This window comes from Nonomuraea sp. NPDC050643, assembly GCF_040654715.1.
GTDB lineage: Bacteria > Actinomycetota > Actinomycetes > Streptosporangiales > Streptosporangiaceae > Nonomuraea.
The window spans coordinates 55,066-80,475 of the sequence record NZ_JBFAIM010000037.1; the positions used below are offsets into that span (position 1 = coordinate 55,066).

Here is a 25,410-nt window from a genome sequence, read left to right on the forward strand (position 1 = left end):
GGTGGAAGGGGGAAGGGTCAGTCGTCCGAGCCGGCGAGGGCCAGGCTGGTGAGCAGCCGTTCCAGGGTGATCGCCCCGGTCAGCACGCCGTCGCGGTCGACGACGGCGACGATCGGGCTGCGCAGCCTGGCCATGAGGGCGGCCACCTCGAGGAGGGTGGCGTCGAGCGGCACCGTCGCGGGGGTGGCGGGCCGGCGTGGCAGGCAGTCGCCCACCGTCAGCTCGCCCAGCTCACCCCAGAACAGGTCGGCGTGCGCCTCGTCGATCGTCCGGCAGAGCGCCGGATCCTCCTGGTAGGCCCCCGGCACCGCCAGCCGGAGCACCTGCGTGCCCGGCAGCACGCTCGCCGGCCGCCCGTCGCCGTCCACGACGATCAGGCCCGGCATCCGGCCCAGCGCCATGATCCGCACGGCCTTCGTGACCGGGTCGTGCACGGTCACGGTGGGCAGGTTCACGGCGATATTGCTGGCTCGCATGACATCATCCCGTCCGACTTCGACAACTCGACCAGGCACTCCCGTCGTGCGGGTGACGTCCATGTCGCTGACTCCAATCCGGCTCCGGTCCAGTCTCGGCGCGCGGGCGGGGCGGCCACCATCGGGTCCGGCACCCATCTGGGCAGGGATAGAACATGTAGGGACGGCTGGACGGATGGGGGTCAGGCCGCATGGACAACCACACCCGGCGACGAAGAGGCTGGTGAGATGACCGACCGGCACAGTGGCGAGCCGGCCGGGGGCGCGGGAGCGCCTCCGGCCACGCGGGCGTTGTTCCGCCGAGTGGTGGCGATCAACGGGCTGGTGTTCGCGGCGGGCACGCTCGTGCTCGCCCTCTCCCCCGCCACGGTCTCGTCGCCGATCGTGCTGACCGAGGTGCCGGTGCTGCTGGTGGGCCTGGCGGTGATGCTCGCCGCCAACGCGCTGCTGCTGCGCCGCAGCCTGGCCCCGCTGGAGGCGCTGACCACGCTGATGCAGCGGGTGGACCTGCTGCGGACCGGCGACCGGCTGGCCGGCAGCGGCAACAGCGACCTCGCGCACCTGATCGGCACGTTCAACGCGATGCTCGACCGGCTGGAGGCCGAGCGCAGCGCCAGCAGCGCGCACGCGCTGGCCGCGCAGGAGGGCGAGCGTCAGCGCATCGCCCGGGAGTTGCACGACGAGATCGGCCAGAGCCTGACCGTGGTGCTCCTCGGCCTGAAGCGGGTGGTCGACCGGGCGCCCGCCGACCTGCGGGAGGAGCTGCACGGCGTACAGGAGACCGTGCGCGCCAGCCTCGACGAAGTGCGCCAGGTCGCCCGCCGTCTGCGCCCCGGCGTGCTGGAGGACCTCGGCCTGCACAGCGCTCTGAGCGCTCTGAGCAGCGATTTCTCGCAGATGAGCGGCCTGCCGGTGACGAAGGCCGTCGAGCCGGACCTGCCGGGGCTGGGCGGGGACGTCGAGCTGGTCCTCTACCGGATCGCCCAGGAGAGCCTGACCAACATCGCCAGGCACGCCCGCGCCACCCGCGCGGAGCTGTCGCTCGCGGTGGAGGGCGGCGGGCTGACTCTGCGCATCACCGACGACGGCCGGGGAGGCGCGGTCAAGGACGGCGCCGGGATCCGGGGCATGCGCGAACGCGCCCTGCTCATCGGCGCCCGCCTGACCGTCGACTCCCCGCCAGGCGAGGGCACCCGTGTGAGCCTGGTCATCCCGGACACCGCGAATCGGAGCGCATCCACGTGAAAAAGACCCGGATCCTGCTGGCCGACGACCACGCGCTGGTCCGCCGGGGGCTGCGGCTGATCCTCGACGCCGAGCCCGACCTGGAGGTGGTCGCCGAGGCGGCCGACGGCGCGGAGGCCGTCGCGGCCGCCTCGGAGGACGCGGTGGACCTGGCCATCCTGGACATCGCGATGCCGCGCATGACCGGCCTGCAGGCGGCCAGGGAGATCTCCCGCCGGGCGCCCGGCATCCGCCTGCTGATCCTGTCGATGTACGACAACGAGCAGTACTTCTTCGAGGCGCTCAAGGTCGGCGCCTCGGGTTACGTGCTCAAGTCGGTCGCCGACCAGGACCTGCTGGAGGCGTGCCGGGCCACGATGCGCGGCGAGCCGTTCCTCTACCCCGGGGCCGTCACCGCGCTCATCCGCGACTATCTGCAGCGGGACCGCGAGGGCGAGCGCATGCCCGAGAGCATCCTGACGCCCAGGGAGGAGGAGATCGTCAAGCTGATCGCGGAGGGCAACTCCGCCAAGGAGATCGCCGAGACCCTGGTGATCAGCGTGAAGACCGTCGACCGCCACCGCGCCAACATCCTGCAGAAGCTCGGCATGCGCGACCGCCTCGACCTGACCCGCTACGCCATCCGCGCCGGCCTCGTCGAGCCCTGACGCCCGCGCCGCGCTCTGAGGCCGGTCAGGCGTCGAACAGCGCCGTGAGGTGGTCCACCAGCATGGCCCGGCCCTTGATCTCGGCGGCCTGCTCGCTGCCGATGAGCCCCATGCCGGGAAGCTGGCCCGCGCCGCCCTCGGGCCCGAGCGGGACGAGGATGACCGTCTGCTGCTTCTCGTACGCGGTCACCTCTCCCTCCCCGGTGATCGTGGCCCGGAGGTTGGCGGCGAGCAGCTCCCCCTGCCGGCCCGCGAACCCGGCCATGTCGCGGTCGGCGTCCGAGATGTCGCCGATGGCGAAGACGCGCTCCTGCCCCTGGACCCGCAGCAGCGCGTCCACGCGCAGGTACCCCTCCGCGTCCCGGGCCTCCGCGAGCGCGCCGCGCAGGTAGTCGGTGCGCAGCGTGACGCCGAAGCAGCGGTACCAGACGTCGGCCGTGAGCTTCTCCCCCGCCTCGGTGGCGATCGCGATGGGGGCGGCCGTGGCGGGCGGCGCGCTGGGGAGTTCGCGCAGCGCGCTGCCCAGCTTGAGCTCGACGCCGAGTCCGTCGAGCTGCCTGCGCAGCTCGTCGCGCAGCTCCTGGTCGTACGGCCCCGGCAGGATGTCGGACGCGACGTCGGCGACCGTGACGTGCTTGTCGGGGAACGTCGCCTTGATCTCGCCCGCGAGTTCGAGCCCGACCGGGCCGGCGCCGACCAGCAGCACCCGCTCGGCCTCCGCCAGGACCTCGTGCGCGCCGAGCACGTCCGCCTTGGCCGCCGCCATGTCGGGCTTGTCGGCCTTGGCCGGGAACGGGTACGACGAGCCCGTCGCGAGGACCAGGTAGTCGGGCTCCAGCGTCTCCCCCGAGGCGAGCGTCACGCGGCGGCCGTCCACCGCCACGGCTCGGTCCCGCAGGAAGCGCCCGTGGGCCAGCAGGCGGCGGTACGGCACGAAGATCCGGTCCAGCCAGTCCGGCTCGACCAGCGCCCGCCAGGACGCCACGTTGTGCACGAACGCGTCGGACGGATCGACGAGCGTCACGTCCGCCACGTCGTCGAGCAGCTTGGCGACCTTGTGACCGCCGTAACCGCCGCCGAGCACCACGACGCTCGGACGTGTACCGGCCTTTTCGATCATCACGGTTTCTCCCCGCTAGTAATGAAGATGCAACTAGGCTATTCATACTCGCTTCTAAAATCAAAGCGACCATCTTTCGACTAGTCTGGAGGCATGCGGAAGGCCCCCTCGCGACACGACATCGAGCAGTGCGAGCGCAGCAACGTCGCGCTGACGCGGGCCTTCACCGTCCTCGGCAAGCGCTGGAGCGCGGTCGTGCTCGGCGGCCTGAGCACCGGCCCGGCCGGGTTCCGTGAGCTGTCGCGGGCGATCGAGGGGCTCAGCGACTCGGTGCTCTCCGACCGGCTCTCCGAGCTGGCCAAGGAGGGCCTGATCGCCCGCACCGTGGACGAAGGGCCGCCCGTCACGGTGTCCTACGAGCTGACCGCGAGCGGCCGGGCGCTCATGCCGGCGCTGGAGCAGATCTCCCGGTGGGCCGAAGAACATCTCCGGCCGGCTGACCCCTGCTAGTCAAGCCCCTTTGCCTGCTCCCACTTGTGGGCTGACCGTAATCTGGTTAACGTCGTGTGTCAGAACCGGCAACCGGACCATGTCAGCCGCGCCTGTGTGCGGCAGGGAGTGATTCACCACGCGTTCCACCGCCCACCGCCCCCTGGCCATGCTGTCCGCGGTGCTCGCCGTGACCCTCGCCGCGACAGCGTGCGTGGGCCGTACGAGCAGCACGACCGCCGACGACGGAGCGCGGATCATCCGTTTCCTCCATTCCCAGCCCACAGGCACGTTCTCGGCCGCCATCAAACTGTTCGAGTCGCAGCATCCCGACGTGCGCGTCGAGGAGCAGCCCGTCCCGTTCGACGACCTGAACGCCCAGGTCCAGGCACGGGTGGGGGCACAGGACCCGTCGATCGACGTCTTCGCCGCCGACCCGCCCCGGGTGCCCAGCCAGGCCTCGCGCGGATTCCTCACGGACGTCAGCGACGACGCGCAGGCCATCGGGCAGGCGGTCGTCAAGCCCGCACTTGACTCGGTGAGCTGGAACGGCAAAGTGTGGGCGTACCCGCTGTGGACCTCCAGCTCGTTCCTGTTCTACAACCGCGACCTGCTCGCCAAGGCCGGCGTCCAGGAGCCGGGGCCGGCCGCGCCGGACCGCCTCACCTGGGAACAGGTCGTCGAGCAGGGGCGTAAGGCCCAGCAGTCCGGTGCCCGGTACGCCCTCGGCTTCGACCAGGTCGACCGCTATTTCCAGCTCCAGCCGCTGCTCGCCTCCGCCGGCGCCGGAGACGGCCTCACCGGGGCCGGCGGGCTGTGGCCCGACGTGGACGACGCCGGCTGGAGACGCGTCATGGACTGGTACGCGGGCCTGCACTCCTCCCGCCTGGCCCCGCGCGGCATCAGCCCGCAGCAGATGCCCGAGGTGTTCGCTTCCGGCCAGCTCGCCTACTTCGTCGGCGGCCCCGGCCGCATCGGCCAGTTCCTCAAGACCAAGGGCCTGAACTTCGGCATGGCGCCCCACCCGTACTTCGCCGGCGGCAAACCCGTCACCCCCACCGACTCGTGGGCGGTCGGCGTCAGCCGCTACAGTTCTCACCCGCGGGACGCGCGCGCGTTCGCCCGCTTCCTGTCGCTCGACTCGGCCGGCGCGCTGGCGACCACCGGCAAGCAGACGCTGCCGCCCGCCAACAAGGTCGCCTACGACCGCTACGTCGCCCAGACCGTCCGCGACGGTGGCCGTTCGGTCACCGGGTTCCAGGAGCTGCTGACCCACGAGCTCGACACGACCGCCCGGCACCGGCCGCGCACAGTCGGCTACGTCGACTTCGAGACCACGATCAACAAGACGTTCTCCGACATCCGCAACGGCGCCGACGTGCCCGAGTCGCTGCGCGCCGCGCAGGAGCAGCTCGGCCAGCTCCTCCAGCGCTACCGCGACCTCGACCCGGCAGGACATTCATGACGTCGAAGACGCGATCGGCGCGTCGCTCCATGTGGACGACGGCCGCCATCATGCTGCTGCCCGCGATCGTGGCGCTGGCGCTGCTGCGGCTGTGGCCCTCCATCAGCGCCATCGTCGGCTCGCTGCAGCCACAGGGCGACCGCCCGGTCTGGTACACGTTCGCCCGGCTGTTCGCCGACCCGACGTTCCTCAACTCGCTCAAGGTCACGCTGCTGTTCAGCGTCATCGTCAATCCGCTGCAGATCGCGCTGGCGCTGTGGCTGGCGGTCACGCTGAGCAAGCGCGTACCGGCCGTCGGGCTGTGGCGCACGCTGATCCTGCTGCCGGTCGCGGTCCCCCAGACGGTCTCGGCGATCGTGTGGGCCGTGGCCCTGCGCCCCGAGGGCCCGCTCAACGCCGTGGCGAACGCCGTGGGCCTGCCCAGCGTCCCCTTCCTGATCAGCCCGAGCACCGCGCTGCTGTCGATCGTCGTCGTCTGTAGCTGGGTCGGGGTCGGCTACTGGATGACGTTCCTGGTGGCCGGGATCAAGGACATCCCGAAAAGCCTGTACGAGGCCGCGAGCATCGACGGCGCCGGCCCCTGGCGCAGCTTCCGCTACGTCACGCTGCCCGGCCTGCGCCGCCCCCTGATGTTCGTCCTGGTCGCCGACACGGTGTCGAACTTCCTGGTCTTCGCGCCGGTCCAGATCCTGACCCAGGGCGGCCCCCAGGGCTCCACCGACCTGATCATGAACCAGGTGTTCGAGCGCGCCTACGTCACCGGCGACATGGCCACGGCGTCGGCCGGGACCGTGGTGCTCATCGCGATCGTGCTGGCCGTGGTGACGCTGCAGTTCAGGCTGCTGCCGGGGAAGGACTGACATGGCCACGGAGGCCACGACGGAGGCCACCACGAAGACCGAGTCGCGCGCCGGGCGGCGGGCCCTGTGGATCGCGATCCCCGCCGCGCTGCTCTCGGTGCTGCCGCTGGTGTGGGCGCTGAGCTCGGCGCTGCGGCCCAGCGAAGAGGTGTTCCGCTACCTCTACCCGCTGTCCTGGCACACGCTGATCCCCGAGACGGTCACGTTCTCCAACTTCGTCACCCTGCTGAGCGGCGAGTTCCACTGGGCGATGATCAACTCGGTGATCGTGGCGTTCCTGAGCGTCGTGCTGGGCACGTTCCTGTCGGCCACCGCCGCCTTCGCGCTCGCCGTGCTGCGCTTCCCGGGCCGTGGCCCGCTGTTCGGGGTGCTGGTGCTGAGCTTCCTCATCCCGTTCGAGGCGATCGCCATCCCGCTGGCGACCACGTTCCGCGCGATGGAGATGCAGAACACCTACATCGGCCTGGTGCTGCCGGGCATCGGCAGCGGCCTGGCCATCTTCCTGCTGCGGCAGTTCTTCCTGAACATCCCGCCGTCGCTGGCGGAGGCGGCGCGCATCGACGGGTTGTCGTGGTGGGGCGTGTTCCGCCACATCTACCTGCCGCTGTCGCGGCCGTCGCTGGTCGGGGCGGGGCTGGTGGTGTTCGTGTTCCAGTGGCAGTCGTTCCTGTGGCCGCTGCTGATCGCGCCCGACCCGGCGATGAAGGTCGCGCCGGTGGCGATCGCGGACTTCGCGGGTGAGCTGGGGGTGGACTACGGGCAGATGTTCGCCGGCGCCATCCTGGCGGCCGGGGTGCCGCTGCTCGTGCTGCTGATCTTCCAGCGCCAGTTCACGGCCTCACTCGCCAGCAGCGGTACCAAGGAGTAGGAGACCCATGCGCGTCATCATCGACTGCGACCCCGGCAACACGATCCCCGCCTCCGACGTCGACGACGGGCTCGCGCTCGGGCTGGCGCTGGCCGCGCCCGAGGTCACGCTGGAGGCCGTCACGGTGGTGGCCGGCAACACCCCGCGCGACGTGGGCGTGGCGGTGGCGCGCGACCTGCTCGCCCGGGCGGGCGCGGACGACGTGCCGGTCTTCCCCGGCGCGGCGGCCCCGCTGGTGGAGGACCCGGCGCCGTGGCGCGCCGACCTCGACCGCCGCCGCGACACCGAGCAGGCCCGCGACCTGTGGCACGGGATCGCCACCGCGCCGCCGGTGCCCGTCGGCGAGCCGGTGGCGGCGGCCGAGATCGTACGGCGGGTGGCCGCCGCGCCCGGCGAGATCCACCTGGTCGCCGTGGGGCCGCTGACCAACGTGGCCCAGGCTCTGGCGCTGCGGCCGGAGCTGGCCAGCGAGCTGGCCTCGCTCACGATCATGGGCGGCGCCTTCGCCGTACGGGGCCTGCTCCAGGAGCTCAACTTCGGGTACGACCCCGAGGCCGCCCACGTCGTCCTGACCAGCGGCGCCCCCATCACCCTGGTCCCCTACGACGTCACCCGTCTCACCTCGTTCACCCTCGCCGACCTCGACCGTCTGGCCGGCCACGGCCCGCTGGCCGACTACCTCACCGAGACCACCCGCCCGTGGGTCCGCTGGGTCGCCGAGGCGCGCGGCCTGCCGGGCTGCTACCTGCACGACCCGCTGGCCGTGGCCGTCCTGCTGGAGCCGGGGCTGGCCACCCGCCAGCGGGTACGGGTGGACGTCGAGCTGCGCGGCGCCCTGACCCGTGCCCGCCCGATCGCCTGGGACGCGAGCGGCCAGGTCCAGCGGGCCACCGGCCTGCGCCTGCCCGACATCGAGCCCATCGACGTGCTCGACGGTGTGAACAACGACCGGCTCGTCTCCTACCTGGTCGACACCCTGGTCAGGGCCGGCCGCTGAACCGGGTGCCGCCTTGATCGTCTCGCGGGCGGCGGTGTTACGTTGGGTGAGGCGTACCCGACACCGGTGAAGGACGTGGTGACCGTGCTCTACCTCTTCGGATTCGAGCGGATCGGCGTGGCCGTGAGCGACATCTACTTCATCGACCCCAACCCGCTGGCAGGCCAGGAGGGCGCCGAGCGCGGTGTGCGGCTGGAGGTCAGGATGCTGGAGCCGGGCGAGCTGAAGGGGTCGATCTACTCGGCCCGCCCCATCACCGTCGACCGGCCGATCTGGCGGGTCGACCTGCTGGAGTCGGTCTCGGGAGCGCCCGGGAGCTTCGACCGTACGCATCACCACCCGGCCGTCAGAGGGTGGGAGCCGGGGCGGCGGGTGTTCGACGAGCAGTTGTCCAAGGAGCCGCTGAAGTGGCTGGGTGAGCGGCTGGCCGATCTGGAGGGCGTGCTGGACCAGGCGGGGGTCGCGCACGACGAGGTGAGCCCGGCGGACGTCGCGGGGCTGCGTGAGCGGACGCCGGAGATCCTCGAGACCGTCGGCCGGCTGCTGGACGGCGTCCACGCCGGCGCCCTGGGCGTCTCGCCCGAGGCCGGCGCCGGTTCGGCCACCAGCATCCGGGCGAGCTGGCTGTAGCGACTACCGCGGCGGGGTGGCGGTGCTGGTGCGCCGGATCAGGGTGGGCATGACCCACTCATGGGCCGCCGGGTCCGCCGCCCCCTGCCCGTCCACGAGGGAGACGAGCGAGGCGACCGCCCGCCGCCCCACCTCCTCGTGGTCGGGCCGGACCGTGGTCAGCGGCGGGATGAAATAGCCGGCCTCCGGAATGTCGTCGAACCCGATCACGCTCACCTCCTCGGGCACCCGGATCCCCCGCTCGTGGAAGGCCCGCAGCAGCCCCAGCGCCATGTGGTCGTTGGCCGCGAAGACCGCGCTCACCCCGGGCCGCTCGGCCAGCTCCAGCCCCGCCTGATAGCCGGACTCCGCGCTCCAGTCGCCCGCGATGACCGGCGGCGCGACCCGGCCGGCCGCCTCCAGGGTGGCGCGCCAGCCGTCCACCCGGGCCTGCGCGTCCAGCCGGTCGCGCGGCCCCGAGACGTGCCAGACGGTCTCGTGGCCCAGGTAGAGGAGGTGTTCGACGGCCATCCTGGCGCCGGCCGCCTGGTCGATGTGGACGCTGGTCACGATGTCCTCGTCGGCCTCCACGGCGACCAGCGGCACGCCCTCCGGCAGGCTGACCAGCGCCGTCGCGGAGGCGGCGCGGGAGGGGAAGACCATGACGACCCCGGCCACGGCCTGCCCGGCGATGGTGGCCATGGCGTCGGCGATGCTGGAGCGGTCGGAGCTCTCGGGGGTGACGATGGTGACGCCGTATCCGTGGTCGCGGCTGGCGCGGCCGATGCCGACGAGCGTTGAGGCGGGCCCGAACAGCACGGTGTCGAAGCTGACCACCCCGATCAGGTGCGAACGCTGCCGGACCAGGCCCCGCGCCATGAGGTTGGGGCGGTAGTTGAGCTGCCGGATGGCGTCGAGCACGCGGTCGCGGGTGTCGGAGCGGACGTTGGGGTGGTCGTTGAGCACTCGCGAGACGGTCTGGTTGGAGACCCCCGCGAGTTGCGCCACATCCCCGATCACCGCCGGACGGGTCCTCTGCCGGGCACCTGACACCGAGCTTCCTCCCTGAGAACGTTAGCAAGGCCGTGACATGCACTATCTCAGCGATGTCACGGCCTCACCATGTTAACGTTAACAGCGCTCGGTCACGGTCCGATCGACCGCCAGAAGGCGCAGTTGCCCCGCTCGAAGGTGTCCACCGGCCGGATGCCGCCGCCCGGCGCCAGGCTCAGCACGTCGCCGGAGGAGCGGAAGCGCGGCCAGCGCGGCGCCGCGGTGGCCGTCGGCCTGCCGTCGTGCGCGAACGACGCCCAGTAGCCGATCATCGCATCCGACAGCCGGGCCTGTTCGGCGTTCAGCTCACCGAGCAGCCCCGGGAACAGGTACGACAGCTCCGACGCGTGCTCGGCGCCCTCCTCGAACCCCGGCACGTCCACCAGCGGCGGCGCCGTCCGGTCGGCGAACTGGTACCCGTAGGCCGGCACGCCGGACCGGGCGAACAGCGCCAGCGCGTCCTGGTGCCCGCACGTCGACAGCGGGCCGCTCGCGTCGGTCAGCAACGTGGCCAGCGCGATGCGCGGCTCCGGGTGGTCGGCGGCGGGGTAGCGGGCCAGCACCCTGGCGGCGTCGGCGCCGTACGTCTCGCGTACGACGGCCTCGTACTGCTCGGGCGTCATCGGCTGCGGCCGGCTCAGCGGGACGAACAGGCGCATCTCGTCGAGCGTGTTGCCGTGCATGACCGGCATGCGGTTGAACCGCCCGCTCGCGAACGCCGCCCGCGGCTGCAGCGGCAGCACGTGATCGCCCCCGGCCACCGCGTACGGCTCCTGCTCCTGGTACGCCTCCAGCAGCGTCTTCACCGGCAGCCCCCGCAGGCAGGTGGCGGTGTCGGCCGCGCACCCCACGGCCCGCGCGAACCCGGCCGCCGCCGTCTCCGCCCCCGCCTCGGTACGGGTCGGCGCGGCACACGAGTAGCTCTGCGGCACGGCCTTGTGGAACAGCCCGGCCGCGGTCGGCGAGGCGAGGTTGGCGCACGTGTCGGCGCCCCCAGCGGACTCGCCGAACAACGTCACGTTGCCCGGGTCGCCGCCGAACGCCGCGATGTTGCGCCGCACCCACCGCAGCGCCGCCTGCTGGTCGAGCAGCCCGTAGTTGCCCGCCTGGTAGCGGTCGCCGGTCTCGAACGACGGATGCGCCAGCCAGCCCAGCACGCCGAGCCGGTAGTTGACGGTCACGAGCACCACGTCGCCGTCCACGGCCAGATCGGGTGCGGCGTAGCCGGCGGAGTCGCCCGTGATGTTGCCGCCGCCGTGCACCCACACCATGACCGGCAGGCGGCGGGCGCGCAGGGGCGTGGTGACGTCGAGGTAGAGGCAGTCCTCGAGGTAGGTGGCCTCGCCGCCGTAGAACGCGGGCGGTTGCGCGCACTGGCTGCCCGGAGCCGTCGCGTCGCGCACGCCCTGCCAGGGCTCGGCCGGCCGCGGCGCCCGCCACCTCAGCTCACCGACGGGCGGCCGGGCGTACGGGATGCCGCGGAAGGCCCGGTGGTCCTGGACTCACGAAGGTCCCCCTTGCGGTGTGAGCACATGCGCCCTGACCGTATACGCCGAGGTGGCGACGTACTAATCAGCGGACGCGGTCGGCGAGTTCGCGCACGGCGCCGATCAGCTCGGGGCCGGTCAGCAGGGACAGGTCGTTGTGCCCGGCACCGTCCACCGCGACGGCCGTCGCGCCGGCGGCGGTGGCGACCGCCCGGCTCAGCGCCGGGGGGACGATGGTGTCGCGGGTGCCGTACACGACGACGACCGGGGCCCGGACCTCGCCGATGCGGCCGGCGACGGGGAAGCGGTCACGGAGGAGGGCGCGTACCGGCAGGAAGGGGTAGTTGACCTGGCCGGCGGCGGCCAGGTCGGTGAACGGGGAGCGCAGCACCAGCCCGTCGGGCGGCTCCTCGATCGCGAGCCTGGTCGCCACCGCCGCGCCGAGGCTCTCGCCGAAGTAGACGACCTTGGGGCTCTGGATGGACGCGCGGGCGGCCAGGGCGTCGAGCAGCAGCCCCTCCTCCGTGGGGCTGCCGGGGTTGCCGCCGTAGCCGCGGTAGTCCATGAGCAGCACCGGCAGCCCGTACGCCGCCAGCGCCCTGGCCAGCGGCGCCCGATGCAGCCGGTTGCCCGCGTTGCCGCCCGTCACCAGCACGGTCACGTCGTGGTGGCCGGGCACGTACCAGGCGGCGAGGCGCAGCCCGTCGCGCGTCGTGAACGAGACGTCGCGCGCGCCCGGGATCACCTGGCCGGCGGGCGGCACCGGCCCGGGGTCGGGCAGGTAGATGAGCCGCCGCTGGAACACCCAGAGCAGCCCGAGCAGCACGACCAGCACCACGGCGACCACGAGGGCGGTGCGCGTCAGCGTCGTCACCCCGCCCACGCTACGCGCGCCCGTCAGACGCTCGCGCCCCCTCCCCGCGAACGCCTCGCCAAGGCCGCGCCTAGGCGGCCGTCTGGACGGTGCCGGCCTGGACGACGTGGCGCAGGTGCTTGGCGTCGGCCAGGACGCCGATGTCCGCCAGCGGGTCCCCGTCGAGCACGAGCAGGTCGGCGTGCGCGCCCACCTCCAGCGTGCCGATCTCCCCCGTCAGCCCGACCAGCTCGGCCGCCCCGGTGGTGGCGGCCCGCAGCACGTCGATCGGCGGCTGCACCTCGGCCCGCAGCCGGAACTCGTGGTTCTGGTGCCGGTGCATGCCGCCGAGCAGGTCGGTCCCGTACGCCAGCCGCACCCCGCCCCGCGCGGCCCGCTCCAGAGCGGCCAGCCCGGCCTCGAGCACCTCGTCCACCTTGCGCCAGCTCCGCTCGGGCAGCCCGAACTCCCGCCCCTCCTCCTTGAGCGCCCAGTACGTCACCAGCGTCGGCACCAGGTACGCCTCCTTACGCAGGAACAGCTCGACACTGGTGTCGTCGATCAGGTTGCCGTGCTCGATGGAGCGCACCCCGGCCTCGAGTGCCCGGTTGACGGCCCGCGCGGTGTAGGCGTGGGCGGCGACGTACCGGTTGGCGGCCTCGGCCTCCTCGACGATCGCGCGCAGCTCGTCCATGGAGTACTGGGTCGAGTCGATGCGGTCGGTCGGCGAGGCGACGCCGCCGGAGGCCATGACCTTGATGTGGTGCGCCCCCTTGCGCAGCTCGTCGCGGGCGGCGGCGCGGACCGCGTCCACGCCGTCGGCCACCCGCCCGACGCCGGCGCAGCAGGGATGCTCGTCGCGCTGGTGCTCGCCCCGGCCACGGAAGTCGGCGTGGCCGCCGGTCTGGCTGAGCCCCTTGCCGCAGAACAGCAGGCGCGGGCCCCGTATGAGCCCTTCCTCCTGCGCGTCGGCCAGGCCGAAGTCGGCGCCGGACGCGTCGCGGACCGTGGTGAAGCCGCGCTCCAGCATGCCGCCCATGATGCGGGCGCTGTGGGCGGCGGCGTACGACGGGGACATGGAGCCGAGTGTCCCGAGGTCGGCGGTCGAGGCGGTGACATGCACGTGCGCGTCGATCAGCCCGGGTACGACGTGAGCGCCCGCCAGGTCGATCACCCGGACGCCGTCGGGGGCCCGCAGCCCGGGGCCGGTCTCGACGATGCGGCCGTCGGCGCAGCGCAGGTCGCCCTCGGCGTACTCGCCGGTGGTCACGTCGAGCAGCAGCGCGTGGCGCAGCAGCAGGCTCATGCGGCACCTCCGCGCAGGGCGGGGGCGGCGTCGCGGGCGATCTCCTGCGCGGCGGCCACGGAGGCGTCGTCGTAGCTGCCCTCGGCGTCGAGGATGTTCAGCACGCCGAGCACCTCGCCCTCCTCTCCGAGCACGGGCACATTGATGATGGAACCGCAGCCCAGGCTCTCGATCAGCTCGTGGTCGGCGAAGATCTCCCGTACGGCGGCCTTGTCCGGGCCGAAGTAGGGCTGTCCCGCCTCGATGCACCGGGCGAGCCAGCCCTGGGCGACCTCGACGGTCTTCTCACCGCCCACCGGATACTCCTCGGGGTGGCTGCTGTGGACGCGGCGCAGGGCGCGCCGTTCCGGCACCCAGGCGAGCACGGTGAACAACCGCACGCCCACCTCCTGGCGTACGCGCTCCTCCAGGTCCTTCACTTGGCCGCCTCCTCGGTGGTGGGCTCCGTCAGTTCTTCGAGCGATTGCCCGGCCGTGGCCAGGCCGAACACGACCACGCAGATCACCCCGGTCACCAGCACCGCCGTGGTCAGGCCGAACACGCCGCCGAAGCCCAGGCTCGCGGCCGAGAAGCCGATGATCGTCGGTGCGAGGATGCTGCCGACCCGCCCGAAGGCGCTCGACAGGCCCGTGCCGGTGGCGCGGATCCAGGTGGGGAACACCTCGGGGGTGTAGGAGTAGACGCCGGCGTACGTGCCGTTCAGGAAGAACGACAGCACCGCGCCCGCGAGCGTGATCGTGACGGGCGAGTCCATCTGCGACAGCCAGAACGCGCTGACCGCCGAGCCGGCGAGATAGAGCGCGATCGTGTTCTTGCGGTCCAGCCGCTCCGACAGCCAGGCGGCGGAGAAGTAGCCGGGGATCTGGGCCAGGTAGATGATGATCGAGAACTCGAAGCTCTTGGTCACGGTGATGCCGCGCTGCACGAGCAGTGTCGGGATCCAGGAGAAGAACCCGTAGTACGAGAACGTGATCACGAACCACACCAGCCAGATGACCGCCGTACGCCGGGCCATGGCCGGGCTCCACAGGAAGCGCAGCGCGTTCAGCAGGTTCACCTTCGGCGTCTCGGCGGCGGGCGCGACGGCGGACTCGGGCACCGGTGGCAGCGGCGCTCCCGTGGCCCGCTCGACGCGCCGCTCGATGTCGGCCACCACCGCCTCGGCCTCGGCCACACGCCCCTGCTGCAGCAGGAAGCGCGGCGACTCCGGCAGCGAACGGCGCCACCACAGCAACATGACGATCGGCAGCGCGGTGATGAGCTGCGCCACCCGCCAGCCGTCGTCCATCGTGGGCACCACGAACCGCCCGATCAGCGCGGCCATCACGAACCCGAACGAGAAGAAGCCGGCCAGCGCCCCGATGAACCACCCGCGCCGCTTGGCGGGCACGAACTCCGACAGGAACGGGGCGATGATCGCGCTCTCGGCGCCCGCCCCCGCCCCGGCCAGCACGCGGGCGCCCAGGAACACCTCATAGTTCGGGGCGAAGGCGGCAACCACAGAGAAGACGGCATAGAAGGCGAGGGCGTACATCATCACCTTCTTGCGCCCGATGCGGTCGCCGAGCAGCCCCGCGACGGTCGCGCCGAACAGGAACCCGAACGGCGTGGCCGAGCCGATGAAGCCGAGCTGGCCGTCGGACAGGCTCCAGACCTCCTTCGCGCTCGGCAGCAGGAAGGCGACCACGGCCGAGTCCATGCCGTCGAAGGTGTAGCCGAGGCCGCCGATCAGGAGCAGCAGATAATGCGGGCGGCTCAGCGGAAGACGGTCCAGGCGGGCCAACAAGGTCATCTCATACACCTTTCACCAGGTCGCGGCCCTGCAAGTCAATTGCGCAGCAACATATAGTGCGGATTGGCAAAATTGCAATGGTCTTTGCACGTTTGGATTGTTACGAGCGCGTAGCATGTTCCCGGCCGGAGGAAGGGATCACGTGACAGAGCGCGCCACCGACAGCTTCGAGGACTGGCTGCGGGCGCGGCTGCCAGGGCGCGGGCTGCGCGGCAAGGCGGCCGCCGTACTCGAGGTGCTGCTCTCGCAGCCGCGCCGGGCCTCGTTCGGATCGGCGGGCGAGCTGGCCCAGATCGCCGGGGTCAACGTGGCGACCGTGACGCGCACGGCGCAGGCCCTCGGCTTCGCCGGCTGGCCGGCGCTGCAGCAGGAACTGCGGGCCCGCTACCTGTCCTCGCTGAGCGCGGGCCAGGTGGCCGCCGAGCACAGGGGTACGGGCTCGCCCAGCTCCCGCTCGCTGCGCCGCGACCTCGACAGCCTGGCGCTGCTCAACCGGCGCCTGGACGAGGGCGTGCTGCTGACGATCGCCGAGGCCATCGCGGCGGCGCGGCGGACGGTCATCGTCGCCGACGGCAGCTACGCGGCCGTCGGGCTCGCCCTGGCGCACAACGCCCGGCTGGCGGGCTATCCCGTGACGGCGGTGACGGCGGGGGACGCGGAGCTGGCCAACACGATCGCCGCGATCAGGGCCGGGGACGTGCTGATCGCGATCAGCTTCTGGCGGCTGTACGAGAGCACGGTGCTGGCGGCGAACGAGGCCCGTGCGCGGGGAGTGCGGGTGTTCGCCCTGACGGACGCGGCCAGCCCGGCGCTGGCCAAGGCGGCCGAGGAGGTCGTGATGGTGCCGGCGGAGGGCGAGGCGTTCTTCCCGTCACTGACCGCCGGCATGGCCGTGGCCCAGGCCCTGGTCACTCAGCTCGCCGCCGTGGACCCGGCCAGGACGGGCGCCTCCATCGAGGCCGCCGAAGCCATGTGGACCAAATTCGCCCTCCTCCACCGCCGCCCCACCTCCAACGACCCCACCTAACCCCACCCTTTGAACGAGGACACACGCGCGAGAGCCACCACCTTTTTCGGACCCGCCTCTTTGGGAGGGGCGAGAGTGCCAGGGAGACACCACCGCCCTTCGGCCCAAGCCGCCCTGAGAAGGGGGCAAGGGCAGGAGGGAGACATCACCGCCCACCTCTCTGAGGGGCGATGACAGGAGAGGGACGTCACCCTCCGGCACTCGCCCCTCTGGGAAAGGGCGAGGGTGGAGGGAGACGCCGCCAACCCTTTGGCCCAAGCGCCTTCGGGAAGGGCCCAAGCGCAGGCGGCCCCACCACCCGCCCCACCTAGGCACCCCAGCCGAAGTCCTGGCGGGGCCAGCCGGAGCAGGCCATACCGCCCACCCGCCCCACCGAAGTTCGGCGGGGCCCAGCCGAAGCAAGGCATGCCGCCGCTCACCCCACCCCGCAAAGGGACCCCGGGCCGGAGTGCGGCCGGGTTAGCTGGAGCAGGCTGTGCCGCCGCCTGCGTGGTAGATCATGTCCTGGTAGGTGACGCCGGCCCGGATGGGCGTCTGGCTGCGCACCGTCTGTACGGTGGCCCCGTCGCGCCGCAGTTCGAAGACCGGTGTGGTCCCAGGGACCATCGGCACCTTGAACGACACCACCCCGGCCGCCGGAACGTCCTTGGTCTTCACGTTCGACCCCTGCTTGACCACCAGCCGGCCCGGCTCCTTGACGAACGCCAGCAGCTCCACCTCATCGACCGCCCCGGGCCCCGCCGGGATCGTGAACCTGCCGGCGGTCTGCTTGCGCGTGTCGTACGGGGCGTTCGCCTTGTGGCTGCGGTGGAAGTAGTAGAGCGCGTCCCGCACGATCGCCGGCGCCTTGCCGGTCTTGAACCAGGTCGTGTAGTACGCGTTGACGTCGGCCAGCACGTCGCCACGGACCTTGGACGGCGCCTGCTGGCTCTCGCTGTAGTCGTTCCAGGTGACGAGCTGCACCCAGTCGGCCTTGCCGTCGATGGCGGCCTTCCACGAGCCGCGCAGCGTGCTGCTGTTCCGGGCCTCCCAGAAGTGCAGCTCCTTGGCTCTGGTGTCCTCGAAGCCGATCGGGGCCATGTACTTCAGCTCACGGTCGTGCGCCGCCTCGGAGGCGCGCCTGAACGCGTCGGTGACTTCGGGCCGGTTGGCGCCCCAGGACGAGTGGCCGTAGACGTACGGGTCCCACTCGGTCTTCCCGGTGCCGTTCCAGTAGCCGAAGATGGTCATCAGCGAGGTCTTCATGCCTTGCAGAGCCAGCTTGTCCTGGGCCTTCTTCCACCAGGCCGGCGGCTGGCGCTCGATCGTGTACGGCGCGAGCAGCACGTTCCCGTCCGGCAGCGTGAACAGCGACGGATGCCCCTTGACCAGGAGGATGTCGGAGATCATCTTGGCGTCGGAGGCGCCGGCCGCGGTCGGGAAGTCGGGGCTGAGGATGATCTTGAATGCGGGGTCCACGTTCTTGGCGGCGTCCAGCAGCTTGGGCAACTGGTTCCAGCGCTGGTCGCTCGAGGTGTGGTGCTCGTAGATGAACCCGTCGAGCCCCTGGGCGACGGCCTGGCGGATCTCCGTCTCGAAGTCGAGCCGCCGCCAGTCGGCCTCCGGCCGTACGGTCCTGACCGGCGGGCGGTCCCGCAGGTAGCCGCCCCGGTCCTGGTAGAGGCCGCTGGAGCCGGCCGGGTCGAGCCAGGAGGCGTACTGGTCCGCGGCGGGGTCCTTGTTGTCGATCGAGACCGGGAAGGGCGGGAAGTAGAACGCGAACGCCTTCTTGGCCGAGGCGCGCAGGGCGGCGGCCGAGGGCTTGTCGAAGGGCAGGGCGGCGCAGGCCGTGGTGCCGGTGGTGTACGAGATGGTGAGCTTGGGGCCGCGGTCGCCGGTCTCGCGCGAGGAGAACAGGACCGCGGTCGTGGGGTCCGGCTGCGTGAGGGCGAAGGCGTACGTGCCGTCGCCGGCGATGGCGGACGAGACGTCCAGGCTGACCGGCACACCGGCGGTGAGGCCCTGGTGCGAGGCGATCGCCTTACGGGTCTCGGGGCGGGTCTTCCACGTGGTCGCGGCCTCGGTCCAGGCGCCCGTGACCTCGCGGGCGGAGAGCGTGGCGCCGGTCGTCCTGGCGGAGGTCAGTTCGAGAGTGGCCTTGACGTTGCCGGCGTTGGCGGGGATGCCGGAGACCTTGAACCGGGTGAGCGCGATGCGCCGCCCGGTGGAGGAGCCGCCGCAGGTGGCGCCGCAGACGGACATCCACGTGGCGGCGCCGAAGCTCTTGGCGGGCTCGGCCTGGCTGATGAACACGTCGTCGGACGCGGGGACGGACACACGGGTAGGCACCCCGCCGAGGGAGGCGGGGGCCGTGGATAAGGGGGCGGCCGTGGCGGCCGCGGATAAGGGCGCCGCCGCACTCGTCGTGCCGACGGACACGACCAGCGCGAGCAGCGTGATGACTCCCACCCGTCGGTGATGGGGGAACATTGCCCTCCTATGAGGCTCACTACGAAAGATCACGACAAGCTACTGCCGTAGGAGGGCTTTGAGGAGGGACTTCGCAAAATGGAACGAGCCAAAACCCCCTTTATGACAGCGGGTCATTACATGATCACGTCGGGCGTGTCAGATCGACGCGGGCACTGTCCTCGGCGCGCCCCGGCCGTAAGCCGAAGCTCCTCCTCGACGGGCATCGCCACGCGTCCCGCACCGCCGTAAGCTCCGCTGGTGACCTCCTTACGGACTGTCGCCGCCGTGACGGGAGCGGTCGTGCTGGCCGCCGGGACCTTCCTGCTGTTCCAGGGCGGCGGTGCGGCCGAGCCCGAGAGGGTCGCCCTGACCACGGCTCCCAAGCGCGCCACCGTGCTGACCGACGCGGAGGGCACCGTCCTGGAGGAGTTCACCGGCGACTGCGCCGCCGGCCGGAGCGTCTACCTGTGCGAACGGGTCCGCGCCGAACTTCTCGCGGCCGACAGGACGCTCCTGAACAGGGGCAATCTGACGATCAGGACGGCGATCGACCCGCGCGCGCAGCGCGCCGCCCAGCAGGCCATCGACCGCTACGTCCACCGCGACGACCCGCACGTGGCCGCCCAGGCCATGGTCGTCCCCGGCACCGGCGAGATCAGGGCGCTGGCCACCAGCCACGGCAATGCCCCGGGCCTCCAGCAGGGCAGCACCGCGATGGTCCACACCCTGGCCGCCGCCCTGGAGGGCGGCCTGCGCTACGCCGACGGCTTCCCCTACGCCGCGCGTTGTCGGGCGCCCGCCTATTCGGCGTTCAGGAACTGCAACGGCGAGACCATCGGCGATCCCGCCCACACCGTGGTCAACGACGGAAGCGGCCACCGCGGCTTCACCGCCCTGGAGGGGGTCGCGCGGACGCCGTTCACCCAGCCCGACACGGCCAGATTCGGGGGCTGCCGTGACGCCTGCCCCGAATAGCCCGCGAGCCGGTCTCCTCCGGGAAGGCGAGGTACCGATGATGAGACCCCTGGATCGCGCCGAATATCTCGGCTACACCCCTGCCACCGAGAGCCGCCGGCTCATCGCGCACGGGCTGCCGAAACAGCTCCCGGAGACGCTCGGCGGGCGGCACCGGTTCACCCCGCTGTCCCTGCACGTCGGCCAGCGGCTGGCGGCCGCCGCGTTCGCCCGGCTCGACGGGGTGGGACTGTTCTGGCTCGACGTGTGGCTGCTGTCGCAGCGGCAGGGGCGGTGGAGCCTGCGCACCGGGAGCAGCGCCGCGGCCGACCCGGACGACGAGGACGTGCTGGCCCCGCGCCCGGACGCCGCCGTCCTCAACGGGCACGCGCTGGACGTCGGCACCGCCCGCTATGACACCAGCCCGCTGCGCTGGCTGCCCTGGCCGTCGAAGTGGGCGTGCTACGGCATCCTGCGGCTGTCGTCGGAGATCGGCGCGGTCCGCATCGGGGAACGGGACATCCAGGTCCCCGACCACGGGCTGCAGGCGCTGGCGTGGCGACCCGGCCGCAAGGGAATCGACGTCGGCCTGCTCGACCACAAGGGCGAACGCATCTCCGGCCGCCGCCTGGCCTGAACGACCGGCCTGAACGACCGGGCTGAACGACCAGGCTGAACGGCCGGGTCGGGCGGCAAGGTCGGACGACAAGGGCGGTCAGGGGCGGGCGGTCAGGGGCGGGCGCGGGGCCAGGCGGGCGAGGTGATAGTCGACCGCCGCCACCGCGGCCTCCGGCGTGTAGTGCCCGATCAGCGTCGGCTGGCCCAGCCCCTGCGCCAGCGCGAACAGCACCCTGCCCTCCTGATCCGCGTCGAGCTCGGCGGCGACCTCCCCGGCGGCCTGCGCGGCCCTGATCTGGTCGGCGTAGAACCCCACGACGTACGGCAGCCCCGCCTGGAAGAGCCGCGCCAGCTCCTCGGACACCACCGACCGGGCCAGGAACGCCAGCCCGATGCGCGCCTCGAAGCGGCGCGTCTCGTCGAGCGGCAGCACCTCCAGCAGCCCCACCCGCAGCAGGTCGAGCGGCGAGCCCTGGCCGGCGGCGGCCACGCGGAGCCGGATCCGGGCGTTGAGGTGTTCCAGCGCCACCAGGAGCATCTCGTCTTTGGTGGCGAAGTAATATTGCACCGCGCCCATCGACATCCCGGCCTCGGCGGCGACCTCCCGCAGGCTGACGCTGTCCATGCCCTTGGCGTCGATGATCCGGTGCACGGCGTCGGCGATCTGCAGCCGCCGCGCCTGGTGGTCGACGGTCCTAGGCATCCAGGAGCGGCTCCAGCTCGGCGACGGCGTGGTCGCGGTGGACGTCGAGCGTGGCCACGGCCTCGTCGGCGGAGCGCCGGCGCAGGGCGTCGAGGGTGGCGCGGTGTTCCTTGATCACGCGCTCGCGGTTGCCGGCGTCGCCGTAGTACATCGACCGGTAGGCGTCGGTCGTGTCCCAGAGCGTCCTGATCAGGCGGGTCAGGCGCGGCATGCCCGAGCAGTCGAACAGCGTCATGTGGAACGTGCGGTTGGCGGTGGTCATGGCGAGCACGTCGCCCGCCGCGGCGGCGCGCTCGACCTCTTCCTGGGCCGCCTCCAGCCGGGCGAGGTCGGCGTCGGTGAGCAGGGCGACGGCCCGGCGCACGGCCTCCTCCTCCAGCAGGTGGCGGATGCGGTAGACCTCGCGCAGATCGTCGAGGGAGAGCGTGACGACGCAGTAGCCCTTGTGCGCCTGGTGGGTGACCAGGCCCTCGCCCTCCAGCGTCTTCAGCGCCTCACGCAGGGGGACGCGGCTGACCTGCAGCTCCTCGGCCAGCGCGTCTTGCCGGATGGGGGCGCCGGGGCGCAGCCGGCCGGTGGTGATGGCACGGCGCAGCTCGGTCAGCACGAACTGCTGGGCCGTGGGCGGCCTGCGTCGTGCCTCGTCCGGACTCACCGCCCCAATATCTCACGAACCCACGCCTCGTCCTGCCCGAGCGCCGGTGGCGGGCGGTGGTAGGAGGGCGGGGTGGCGCTGAGGCGCAGCGGATTGGCGACCTGGCCGACGCCGTCGAGGTCGACGGCGGGTTCGAGGCCGAGCTCCGTGGCCAGGGCGAAGGCGGCGGCCAGGTCGTTGATCGGGCCGCATGGCACGCCGGCCGCGGCGATCCGCTCGAACCACTCGTCGGCCGTGCGCGTGGCGAGGGCGGCGTTCAGGTCGGCGACGAGGGTGTCGCGGGCGGCCACCCGGCCGGCGTTCGTGGCGTAGCGGGGGTCGCCGGCCAGGTCCGGCCGGTCCAGGGCCGCGCACAGGGCCTGGAACTGGCGGTCGTTCCCGGCCGCGATCACGATCGGGCGGTCGGCGGCCTGGAACACCTCGTACGGGACGATGCTGGGGTGCCGGTTGCCCATGGCCTGGGGGACGACGCCCGCGGCGGCGTAGGCGGAGGAGTGGTTGGTGAGGGCCGACAGCAGCGAGGACAGGAGCGAGACCTCGATGCGCTGCCCCTCGCCGGTACGGTCCCGGTGGCGCAGCGCCGCCAGGATCCCAAGGGACGCGTGCAGGCCGGTGATCACGTCCACCAGCGCCACGCCGGCCTTGGTCCCCGGCCCGCCGGGCTCGCCGGTGACGCTCATCAGGCCGCCGACGGCCTGCGCGATCAGGTCGTAGCCGGGCAGGCCGGCTCCGGCGCCCGAGCCGTACCCGGTGATCGAGCAGTAGACCAGCCCCGGGTTGAGCTCGCGCAGCGCGTCGTGGCCGAGGCTGAGCCGGTCCATCGTGCCGGGCTTGAAGTTCTCGACCAGCACGTCCGCGCGCGCGGCCAGCGCCCGCGCGACCTCCGCGTCGGCCTTCAGGTCGAGGGCGATCGAGCGCTTGTTCCGGTTGACGCCCAGGAAGTACGTGGCCTCTCCCCCGGCGTACGGCGGCCCCCACGCGCGGGTGTCGTCCCCGGCGCCGGGCCGCTCCACCTTGACCACGTCGGCGCCCAGGTCGGCCAGCAGCATGGTCGCGTACGGCCCGGCCAGCACCCGGCTGAAGTCGGCGATCAGCAGCCCGGACAGCGCTCCGCTCACGCGGGGGTCCCGAGATAGACGGTGACCGTCCGCGTGTAGAACTCGCGGGCGGCCCGGCCCTGCTCCTTGGGCCCGAACCCGCTCTGCTTGGCCCCGCCGAACGGCACGTACGGGAACGTCCCCGCCGACTCCGAGTTGACGTGCAGCACCCCCACCTCCAGCCGCTCGACGGCCCGCAGCGCGAACCCGAGGTCCCGGGTGAAGACCGCCGCCGACAGCCCGTGGTCGCTGAGGTTGGCCAGCCCGAGCGCCTCCTCCGCGCTCGACGCCCGCACCGCCCCCACCACGGGCCCGAACAGCTCGGTACGCCAGAAGTCCACCCCGGTCCCCGGCAGGTCCAGCAGGGTCGGCGGCACGAACCAGCCCTCGCGCTCCAGGGACGCCCCTCCGGCCAGCGGCTTGGCCCCCTCGCCCACGGCCTGCGCGACCCCCGCCGTCACCCGGTCGCGGGCGGCCGAGCTGACCAGCGGGCCCATCTCGACGCCCGCCTCGAGCGGGTCGCCCACGACCAGCCGCGCGGCCCGCTCCGCCACCCGGTGCAGCAGCTCGTCGGCCACCTGCTCGGCCACGATGAGCCGCGAGGTGGCCGTGCACTTCTGCCCGGTGGAGCGGAACGCGCCGACGCAGACCTGCTCGGCGGCGTGGTCGAGGTCGGCGTCGGCGAGCACGATGGAGGCGTTCTTGCCGCCCATCTCGGTCTGCACCGGCTTGCCCAGCTCGCCGCAGCGGGCGATGACGGCCCGGCCGACCGCGGTGGAGCCGGTGAACGACACCGCGTCCACGCCCGGGTGGTCCACGATCGCCGAGCCCGCCTCCGCCTCGCCGTAGACGAGGTTGAGCACGCCGTCGGGCAGGCCGGCCGAGGTCAGCGCCCCCGCCAGCCGGTAGGCCAGCAGCGGCACCAGCGAGGAGGGCTTCCACACCACGGTGTTGCCGTACGTCAGGGCGGGCGCGATCTTCCAGGCCGGGATGGCGATCGGGAAGTTGAACGGCGTGATCAGCCCGGCCACGCCGATCGGCTTGCGGACGACGAGCACCTGCTCGCCGGGGCGCGGCGAGGCGAAGACCTCGCCGTTCTCCCGGTCGGCCTCACTGGCGTAGTAGCGCAGGATGCGGGCCGCGCCGCGGACCTCGGCGACCGCCTCGGGCAGCGTCTTGCCCTCCTCGCGGGCCAGCTCGGCGCCCCACTCCTCGGCGTCGGCGTCCACGAGGTCGGCGGCGGCGGTCAGGACGGCGGCGCGGGCGTGGTGCGGGGTCGCCGCCCAGCCGGGCGCGGCCTCCCGCGCCGCCACGATCGCCCGCCCCACTTCGGCCGGGGATGCGTGCCGGCCGCGTGCCACCACTTCCGCGGGCCGCGCCGGGTTGGTGTCGGCGAACTCCGCGCCGTCTCCTTCGACCCAGCGGCCGCCGATGAGATTCAGAACGTCCATGGTCAACGCACCTTAACTGTGCAATATTGGATTTTCAATATTGGATCCAAAATACACGGAGGCCTCGACATGATCGCCCCCACCGCGCTGCTCGCCCTCGACACGCTCCTGACCGAGGAGGAGCGCGAGATCAGGAACACGGTCAGGCGCGTCTGCGACAAGGAGATCCGCCCCCACGTCGCCGGCTGGTTCGAGACCGGCGAGCTGCCCGCCCGCGAGCTGGCCCGCACGCTCGGCGAGGTCGGCGTCCTCGGCATGCACCTCGAGGGATACGGCTGCGCCGGCATGGGCGCGGTCTCGTACGGGCTCGCCTGCCTGGAGCTGGAGGCCGCCGACTCCGGGCTGCGCAGCCTGGTCTCGGTCCAGGGCTCGCTCGCCATGTACGCGATCTGGAAGTACGGCAGCGAGGAGCAGAAGCAGGAGTGGCTGCCCGCGATGGCGGCCGGCGAGCGCATCGGCTGCTTCGGCCTGACCGAGCCCGACTTCGGCTCCGACCCGGGCGGCATGCGCACCACGGCCAAGCGCGAGGGCGGCGACTGGGTGCTCGACGGCACGAAGATGTGGATCACCAACGGCTCGGTGTCGGACGTGGCGGTGGTCTGGGCGCGTACGGACGAGGGCGTCAGGGGCTTCCTGGTCCCGGCGGGCACCCCCGGCTTCACGGTCAACGACATCAAGCACAAGATCTCGCTGCGCGCGAGCGTGACGAGCGAACTGGTGCTCGACGGGGTACGCCTGCCGGCCGACGCCATGCTGCCCGGGGCCAGAGGGCTGTCCGGGCCGCTGGGCTGCCTGAACGAGGCGCGGTTCGGGATCGTGTTCGGGGCGATGGGGGCGGCGCTCGACTGCCTGGAGACGACGATCGCGTACACGGCTGAGCGCGAGGTGTTCGCCAGGCCGCTGGCGGCGTACCAGCTCACGCAGGAGAAGCTCGCCGACATGGCGGTGGAGCTGGGCAAGGGCCTGCTGCTCGCCCTGCACCTGGGCCGGCTGAAGGAGGCGGGCACGCTCACCCCCGAGCAGGTGAGCGTCGGCAAGCTGAACAACGTGCGCGAGGCCCTGGAGATCGCCAGGAAGTGCCGCACGCTGCTCGGCGCAAGCGGCATCACCCTGGAATACCCCGTGATCAGGCACTCCGTGAACCTGGAGTCCGTGCTCACCTACGAGGGCACGTCGGAGATCCACGCGCTGGTCATCGGCAAGGCGCTGACCGGGATCGCGGCGTTCAAGTAGACGTTCGCGTAAGC

At 72.2% G+C, this 25,410-nt stretch carries 24 protein-coding genes and 1 pseudogene; 12 read left to right on the plus strand and 13 right to left on the minus strand.

What is annotated here, in order from left to right; all coding sequences use genetic code 11:
• Nucleotides 1–17 precede the first annotated feature (17 nt).
• Nucleotides 18–476, minus strand: a complete 459-nt coding sequence (locus AB0I15_RS38195) for a CBS domain-containing protein (protein WP_358106936.1) — start codon at nt 474–476, stop codon at nt 18–20.
• A gap of 228 nt (nt 477–704) precedes the next feature.
• Here AB0I15_RS38195 and AB0I15_RS38200 point away from each other — a divergent pair, with 228 nt between their 5' ends.
• Complete coding sequence (locus tag AB0I15_RS38200) at nt 705–1,721, plus strand: histidine kinase (RefSeq protein WP_358106939.1); 1,017 nt, start codon at nt 705–707, stop codon at nt 1,719–1,721.
• Nucleotides 1,712–2,368 carry a response regulator transcription factor gene (locus AB0I15_RS38205; protein WP_358107081.1) on the plus strand — a complete coding sequence of 219 codons (657 nt, stop codon included), beginning with the start codon at nt 1,712–1,714 and terminating at the stop codon, nt 2,366–2,368. Before AB0I15_RS38200 ends, AB0I15_RS38205 begins: the two co-directional genes overlap by 10 nt.
• Before the next feature lie 25 nt (nt 2,369–2,393).
• On the opposite strand, the gene AB0I15_RS38210 is transcribed toward AB0I15_RS38205, so the two are convergent.
• Entirely contained in the window at nt 2,394–3,488 is a 1,095-nt protein-coding gene (locus tag AB0I15_RS38210; protein ID WP_358107085.1) for an FAD-dependent oxidoreductase, read from the minus strand.
• Between the two features lie 93 nt (nt 3,489–3,581).
• Here AB0I15_RS38210 and AB0I15_RS38215 point away from each other — a divergent pair, with 93 nt between their 5' ends.
• The 6 genes from AB0I15_RS38215 (at nt 3,582) to AB0I15_RS38240 (ending at nt 8,737) form a co-directional block, all read left to right on the plus strand.
• Nucleotides 3,582–3,938, plus strand: coding sequence for a helix-turn-helix domain-containing protein (locus tag AB0I15_RS38215; protein WP_358106942.1), 357 nt, complete (start codon nt 3,582–3,584; stop codon nt 3,936–3,938).
• A gap of 160 nt (nt 3,939–4,098) precedes the next feature.
• Entirely contained in the window at nt 4,099–5,382 is a 1,284-nt protein-coding gene (locus tag AB0I15_RS38220; protein ID WP_358106945.1) for an extracellular solute-binding protein, read from the plus strand.
• On the plus strand, nt 5,379–6,242 hold the full coding sequence (locus AB0I15_RS38225) for a sugar ABC transporter permease (protein ID WP_358106948.1): 864 nt from the start codon (nt 5,379–5,381) through the stop codon (nt 6,240–6,242). The genes AB0I15_RS38220 and AB0I15_RS38225 overlap by 4 nt, the downstream gene beginning before the upstream one ends.
• Before the next feature lies 1 nt (nt 6,243).
• Nucleotides 6,244–7,110, plus strand: a complete 867-nt coding sequence (locus AB0I15_RS38230; RefSeq protein WP_358106950.1) for a carbohydrate ABC transporter permease — start codon at nt 6,244–6,246, stop codon at nt 7,108–7,110.
• A 7-nt stretch (nt 7,111–7,117) separates the two neighbouring features.
• On the plus strand, nt 7,118–8,107 hold the full coding sequence (locus tag AB0I15_RS38235; RefSeq protein WP_358106953.1) for a nucleoside hydrolase: 990 nt from the start codon (nt 7,118–7,120) through the stop codon (nt 8,105–8,107).
• A 66-nt stretch (nt 8,108–8,173) separates the two neighbouring features.
• Nucleotides 8,174–8,737 (plus strand): hypothetical protein, encoded by a 564-nt coding sequence (locus AB0I15_RS38240; protein WP_358106956.1) that lies wholly within the window; start codon nt 8,174–8,176, stop codon nt 8,735–8,737.
• Between the two features lie 3 nt (nt 8,738–8,740).
• Here AB0I15_RS38240 and AB0I15_RS38245 read toward each other — a convergent pair whose 3' ends face one another.
• The 6 genes and pseudogenes from AB0I15_RS38245 to AB0I15_RS38270 form a co-directional block, all read right to left on the minus strand.
• The gene (locus AB0I15_RS38245; protein WP_358106959.1) at nt 8,741–9,736 is read right to left on the minus strand and encodes a LacI family DNA-binding transcriptional regulator; all 996 of its coding nucleotides are present in this window, start codon (nt 9,734–9,736) and stop codon (nt 8,741–8,743) included.
• A gap of 125 nt (nt 9,737–9,861) precedes the next feature.
• A pseudogene (locus AB0I15_RS38250) lies at nt 9,862–11,250 on the minus strand (carboxylesterase family protein); the annotation flags it as partial.
• A 91-nt stretch (nt 11,251–11,341) separates the two neighbouring features.
• Nucleotides 11,342–12,130 (minus strand): alpha/beta hydrolase, encoded by a 789-nt coding sequence (locus tag AB0I15_RS38255; protein ID WP_358106962.1) that lies wholly within the window; start codon nt 12,128–12,130, stop codon nt 11,342–11,344.
• Between the two features lie 70 nt (nt 12,131–12,200).
• Entirely contained in the window at nt 12,201–13,415 is a 1,215-nt protein-coding gene (locus AB0I15_RS38260; protein WP_358106965.1) for an amidohydrolase family protein, read from the minus strand.
• A complete protein-coding gene (locus AB0I15_RS38265) occupies nt 13,412–13,834 on the minus strand; it encodes a GAF domain-containing protein (protein ID WP_358106968.1) in 423 nt (140 codons plus the stop codon). Before AB0I15_RS38265 ends, AB0I15_RS38260 begins: the two co-directional genes overlap by 4 nt.
• Entirely contained in the window at nt 13,831–15,207 is a 1,377-nt protein-coding gene (locus tag AB0I15_RS38270) for an MFS transporter (protein WP_358106971.1), read from the minus strand. The genes AB0I15_RS38265 and AB0I15_RS38270 overlap by 4 nt, the downstream gene beginning before the upstream one ends.
• Nucleotides 15,208–15,349: 142 nt before the next feature.
• Between AB0I15_RS38270 and AB0I15_RS38275 the strand changes: the two genes are divergently transcribed.
• Nucleotides 15,350–16,234 carry a MurR/RpiR family transcriptional regulator gene (locus AB0I15_RS38275; protein ID WP_358106974.1) on the plus strand — a complete coding sequence of 295 codons (885 nt, stop codon included), beginning with the start codon at nt 15,350–15,352 and terminating at the stop codon, nt 16,232–16,234.
• 459 nt (nt 16,235–16,693) lie between these two features.
• Here AB0I15_RS38275 and AB0I15_RS38280 read toward each other — a convergent pair whose 3' ends face one another.
• On the minus strand, nt 16,694–18,682 hold the full coding sequence (locus AB0I15_RS38280; protein ID WP_358106977.1) for an endo-1,3-alpha-glucanase family glycosylhydrolase: 1,989 nt from the start codon (nt 18,680–18,682) through the stop codon (nt 16,694–16,696).
• Nucleotides 18,683–18,943: 261 nt separating this feature from the next.
• Between AB0I15_RS38280 and AB0I15_RS38285 the strand changes: the two genes are divergently transcribed.
• Together AB0I15_RS38285 and AB0I15_RS38290 are read left to right on the plus strand one after the other, a co-directional pair.
• Nucleotides 18,944–19,660, plus strand: coding sequence for a hypothetical protein (locus tag AB0I15_RS38285; RefSeq protein WP_358106980.1), 717 nt, complete (start codon nt 18,944–18,946; stop codon nt 19,658–19,660).
• Nucleotides 19,661–19,697: 37 nt separating this feature from the next.
• Nucleotides 19,698–20,276: a hypothetical protein gene (locus AB0I15_RS38290; protein ID WP_358106983.1), complete on the plus strand. Its 579-nt coding sequence runs from the start codon at nt 19,698–19,700 to the stop codon at nt 20,274–20,276.
• Between the two features lie 78 nt (nt 20,277–20,354).
• On the opposite strand, the gene AB0I15_RS38295 is transcribed toward AB0I15_RS38290, so the two are convergent.
• Genes AB0I15_RS38295 through AB0I15_RS38310 form a run of 4 tightly spaced genes read right to left on the minus strand, consistent with a single transcriptional unit; the run spans nt 20,355 to nt 24,163 of the window.
• A complete protein-coding gene (locus tag AB0I15_RS38295; protein ID WP_358106986.1) occupies nt 20,355–20,960 on the minus strand; it encodes a TetR/AcrR family transcriptional regulator in 606 nt (201 codons plus the stop codon).
• Nucleotides 20,953–21,615: a GntR family transcriptional regulator gene (locus AB0I15_RS38300; RefSeq protein ID WP_358106989.1), complete on the minus strand. Its 663-nt coding sequence runs from the start codon at nt 21,613–21,615 to the stop codon at nt 20,953–20,955. Before AB0I15_RS38300 ends, AB0I15_RS38295 begins: the two co-directional genes overlap by 8 nt.
• The gene (locus AB0I15_RS38305) at nt 21,612–22,733 is read right to left on the minus strand and encodes a CoA transferase (RefSeq protein ID WP_358106992.1); all 1,122 of its coding nucleotides are present in this window, start codon (nt 22,731–22,733) and stop codon (nt 21,612–21,614) included. The genes AB0I15_RS38300 and AB0I15_RS38305 overlap by 4 nt, the downstream gene beginning before the upstream one ends.
• Nucleotides 22,730–24,163, minus strand: a complete 1,434-nt coding sequence (locus tag AB0I15_RS38310) for an aldehyde dehydrogenase family protein (protein WP_358106995.1) — start codon at nt 24,161–24,163, stop codon at nt 22,730–22,732. The genes AB0I15_RS38305 and AB0I15_RS38310 overlap by 4 nt, the downstream gene beginning before the upstream one ends.
• A 69-nt stretch (nt 24,164–24,232) precedes the next feature.
• Here AB0I15_RS38310 and AB0I15_RS38315 point away from each other — a divergent pair, with 69 nt between their 5' ends.
• Complete coding sequence (locus AB0I15_RS38315; RefSeq protein WP_358106998.1) at nt 24,233–25,396, plus strand: acyl-CoA dehydrogenase family protein; 1,164 nt, start codon at nt 24,233–24,235, stop codon at nt 25,394–25,396.
• Nucleotides 25,397–25,410: the final 14 nt, after the last annotated feature.

What these genes read in the sequence shown, in the direction of transcription:
- AB0I15_RS38195 (WP_358106936.1), bottom strand. Translation starts at nt 476, where the DNA reads ATGCGAGCCAGCAATATCGCCGTGAACCTGCCCACCGTGACCGTGCAC.
- AB0I15_RS38200 (WP_358106939.1), top strand. Translation starts at nt 705, where the DNA reads ATGACCGACCGGCACAGTGGCGAGCCGGCCGGGGGCGCGGGAGCGCCT.
- AB0I15_RS38210 (WP_358107085.1), bottom strand. Translation starts at nt 3,488, where the DNA reads ATGATCGAAAAGGCCGGTACACGTCCGAGCGTCGTGGTGCTCGGCGGC.
- AB0I15_RS38215 (WP_358106942.1), top strand. Translation starts at nt 3,582, where the DNA reads ATGCGGAAGGCCCCCTCGCGACACGACATCGAGCAGTGCGAGCGCAGC.
- AB0I15_RS38225 (WP_358106948.1), top strand. Translation starts at nt 5,379, where the DNA reads ATGACGTCGAAGACGCGATCGGCGCGTCGCTCCATGTGGACGACGGCC.
- AB0I15_RS38230 (WP_358106950.1), top strand. Translation starts at nt 6,244, where the DNA reads ATGGCCACGGAGGCCACGACGGAGGCCACCACGAAGACCGAGTCGCGC.
- AB0I15_RS38235 (WP_358106953.1), top strand. Translation starts at nt 7,118, where the DNA reads ATGCGCGTCATCATCGACTGCGACCCCGGCAACACGATCCCCGCCTCC.
- AB0I15_RS38260 (WP_358106965.1), bottom strand. Translation starts at nt 13,415, where the DNA reads ATGAGCCTGCTGCTGCGCCACGCGCTGCTGCTCGACGTGACCACCGGC.
- AB0I15_RS38270 (WP_358106971.1), bottom strand. Translation starts at nt 15,207, where the DNA reads ATGACCTTGTTGGCCCGCCTGGACCGTCTTCCGCTGAGCCGCCCGCAT.
- AB0I15_RS38290 (WP_358106983.1), top strand. Translation starts at nt 19,698, where the DNA reads ATGATGAGACCCCTGGATCGCGCCGAATATCTCGGCTACACCCCTGCC.
- AB0I15_RS38295 (WP_358106986.1), bottom strand. Translation starts at nt 20,960, where the DNA reads ATGCCTAGGACCGTCGACCACCAGGCGCGGCGGCTGCAGATCGCCGAC.
- AB0I15_RS38310 (WP_358106995.1), bottom strand. Translation starts at nt 24,163, where the DNA reads ATGGACGTTCTGAATCTCATCGGCGGCCGCTGGGTCGAAGGAGACGGC.
- AB0I15_RS38315 (WP_358106998.1), top strand. Translation starts at nt 24,233, where the DNA reads ATGATCGCCCCCACCGCGCTGCTCGCCCTCGACACGCTCCTGACCGAG.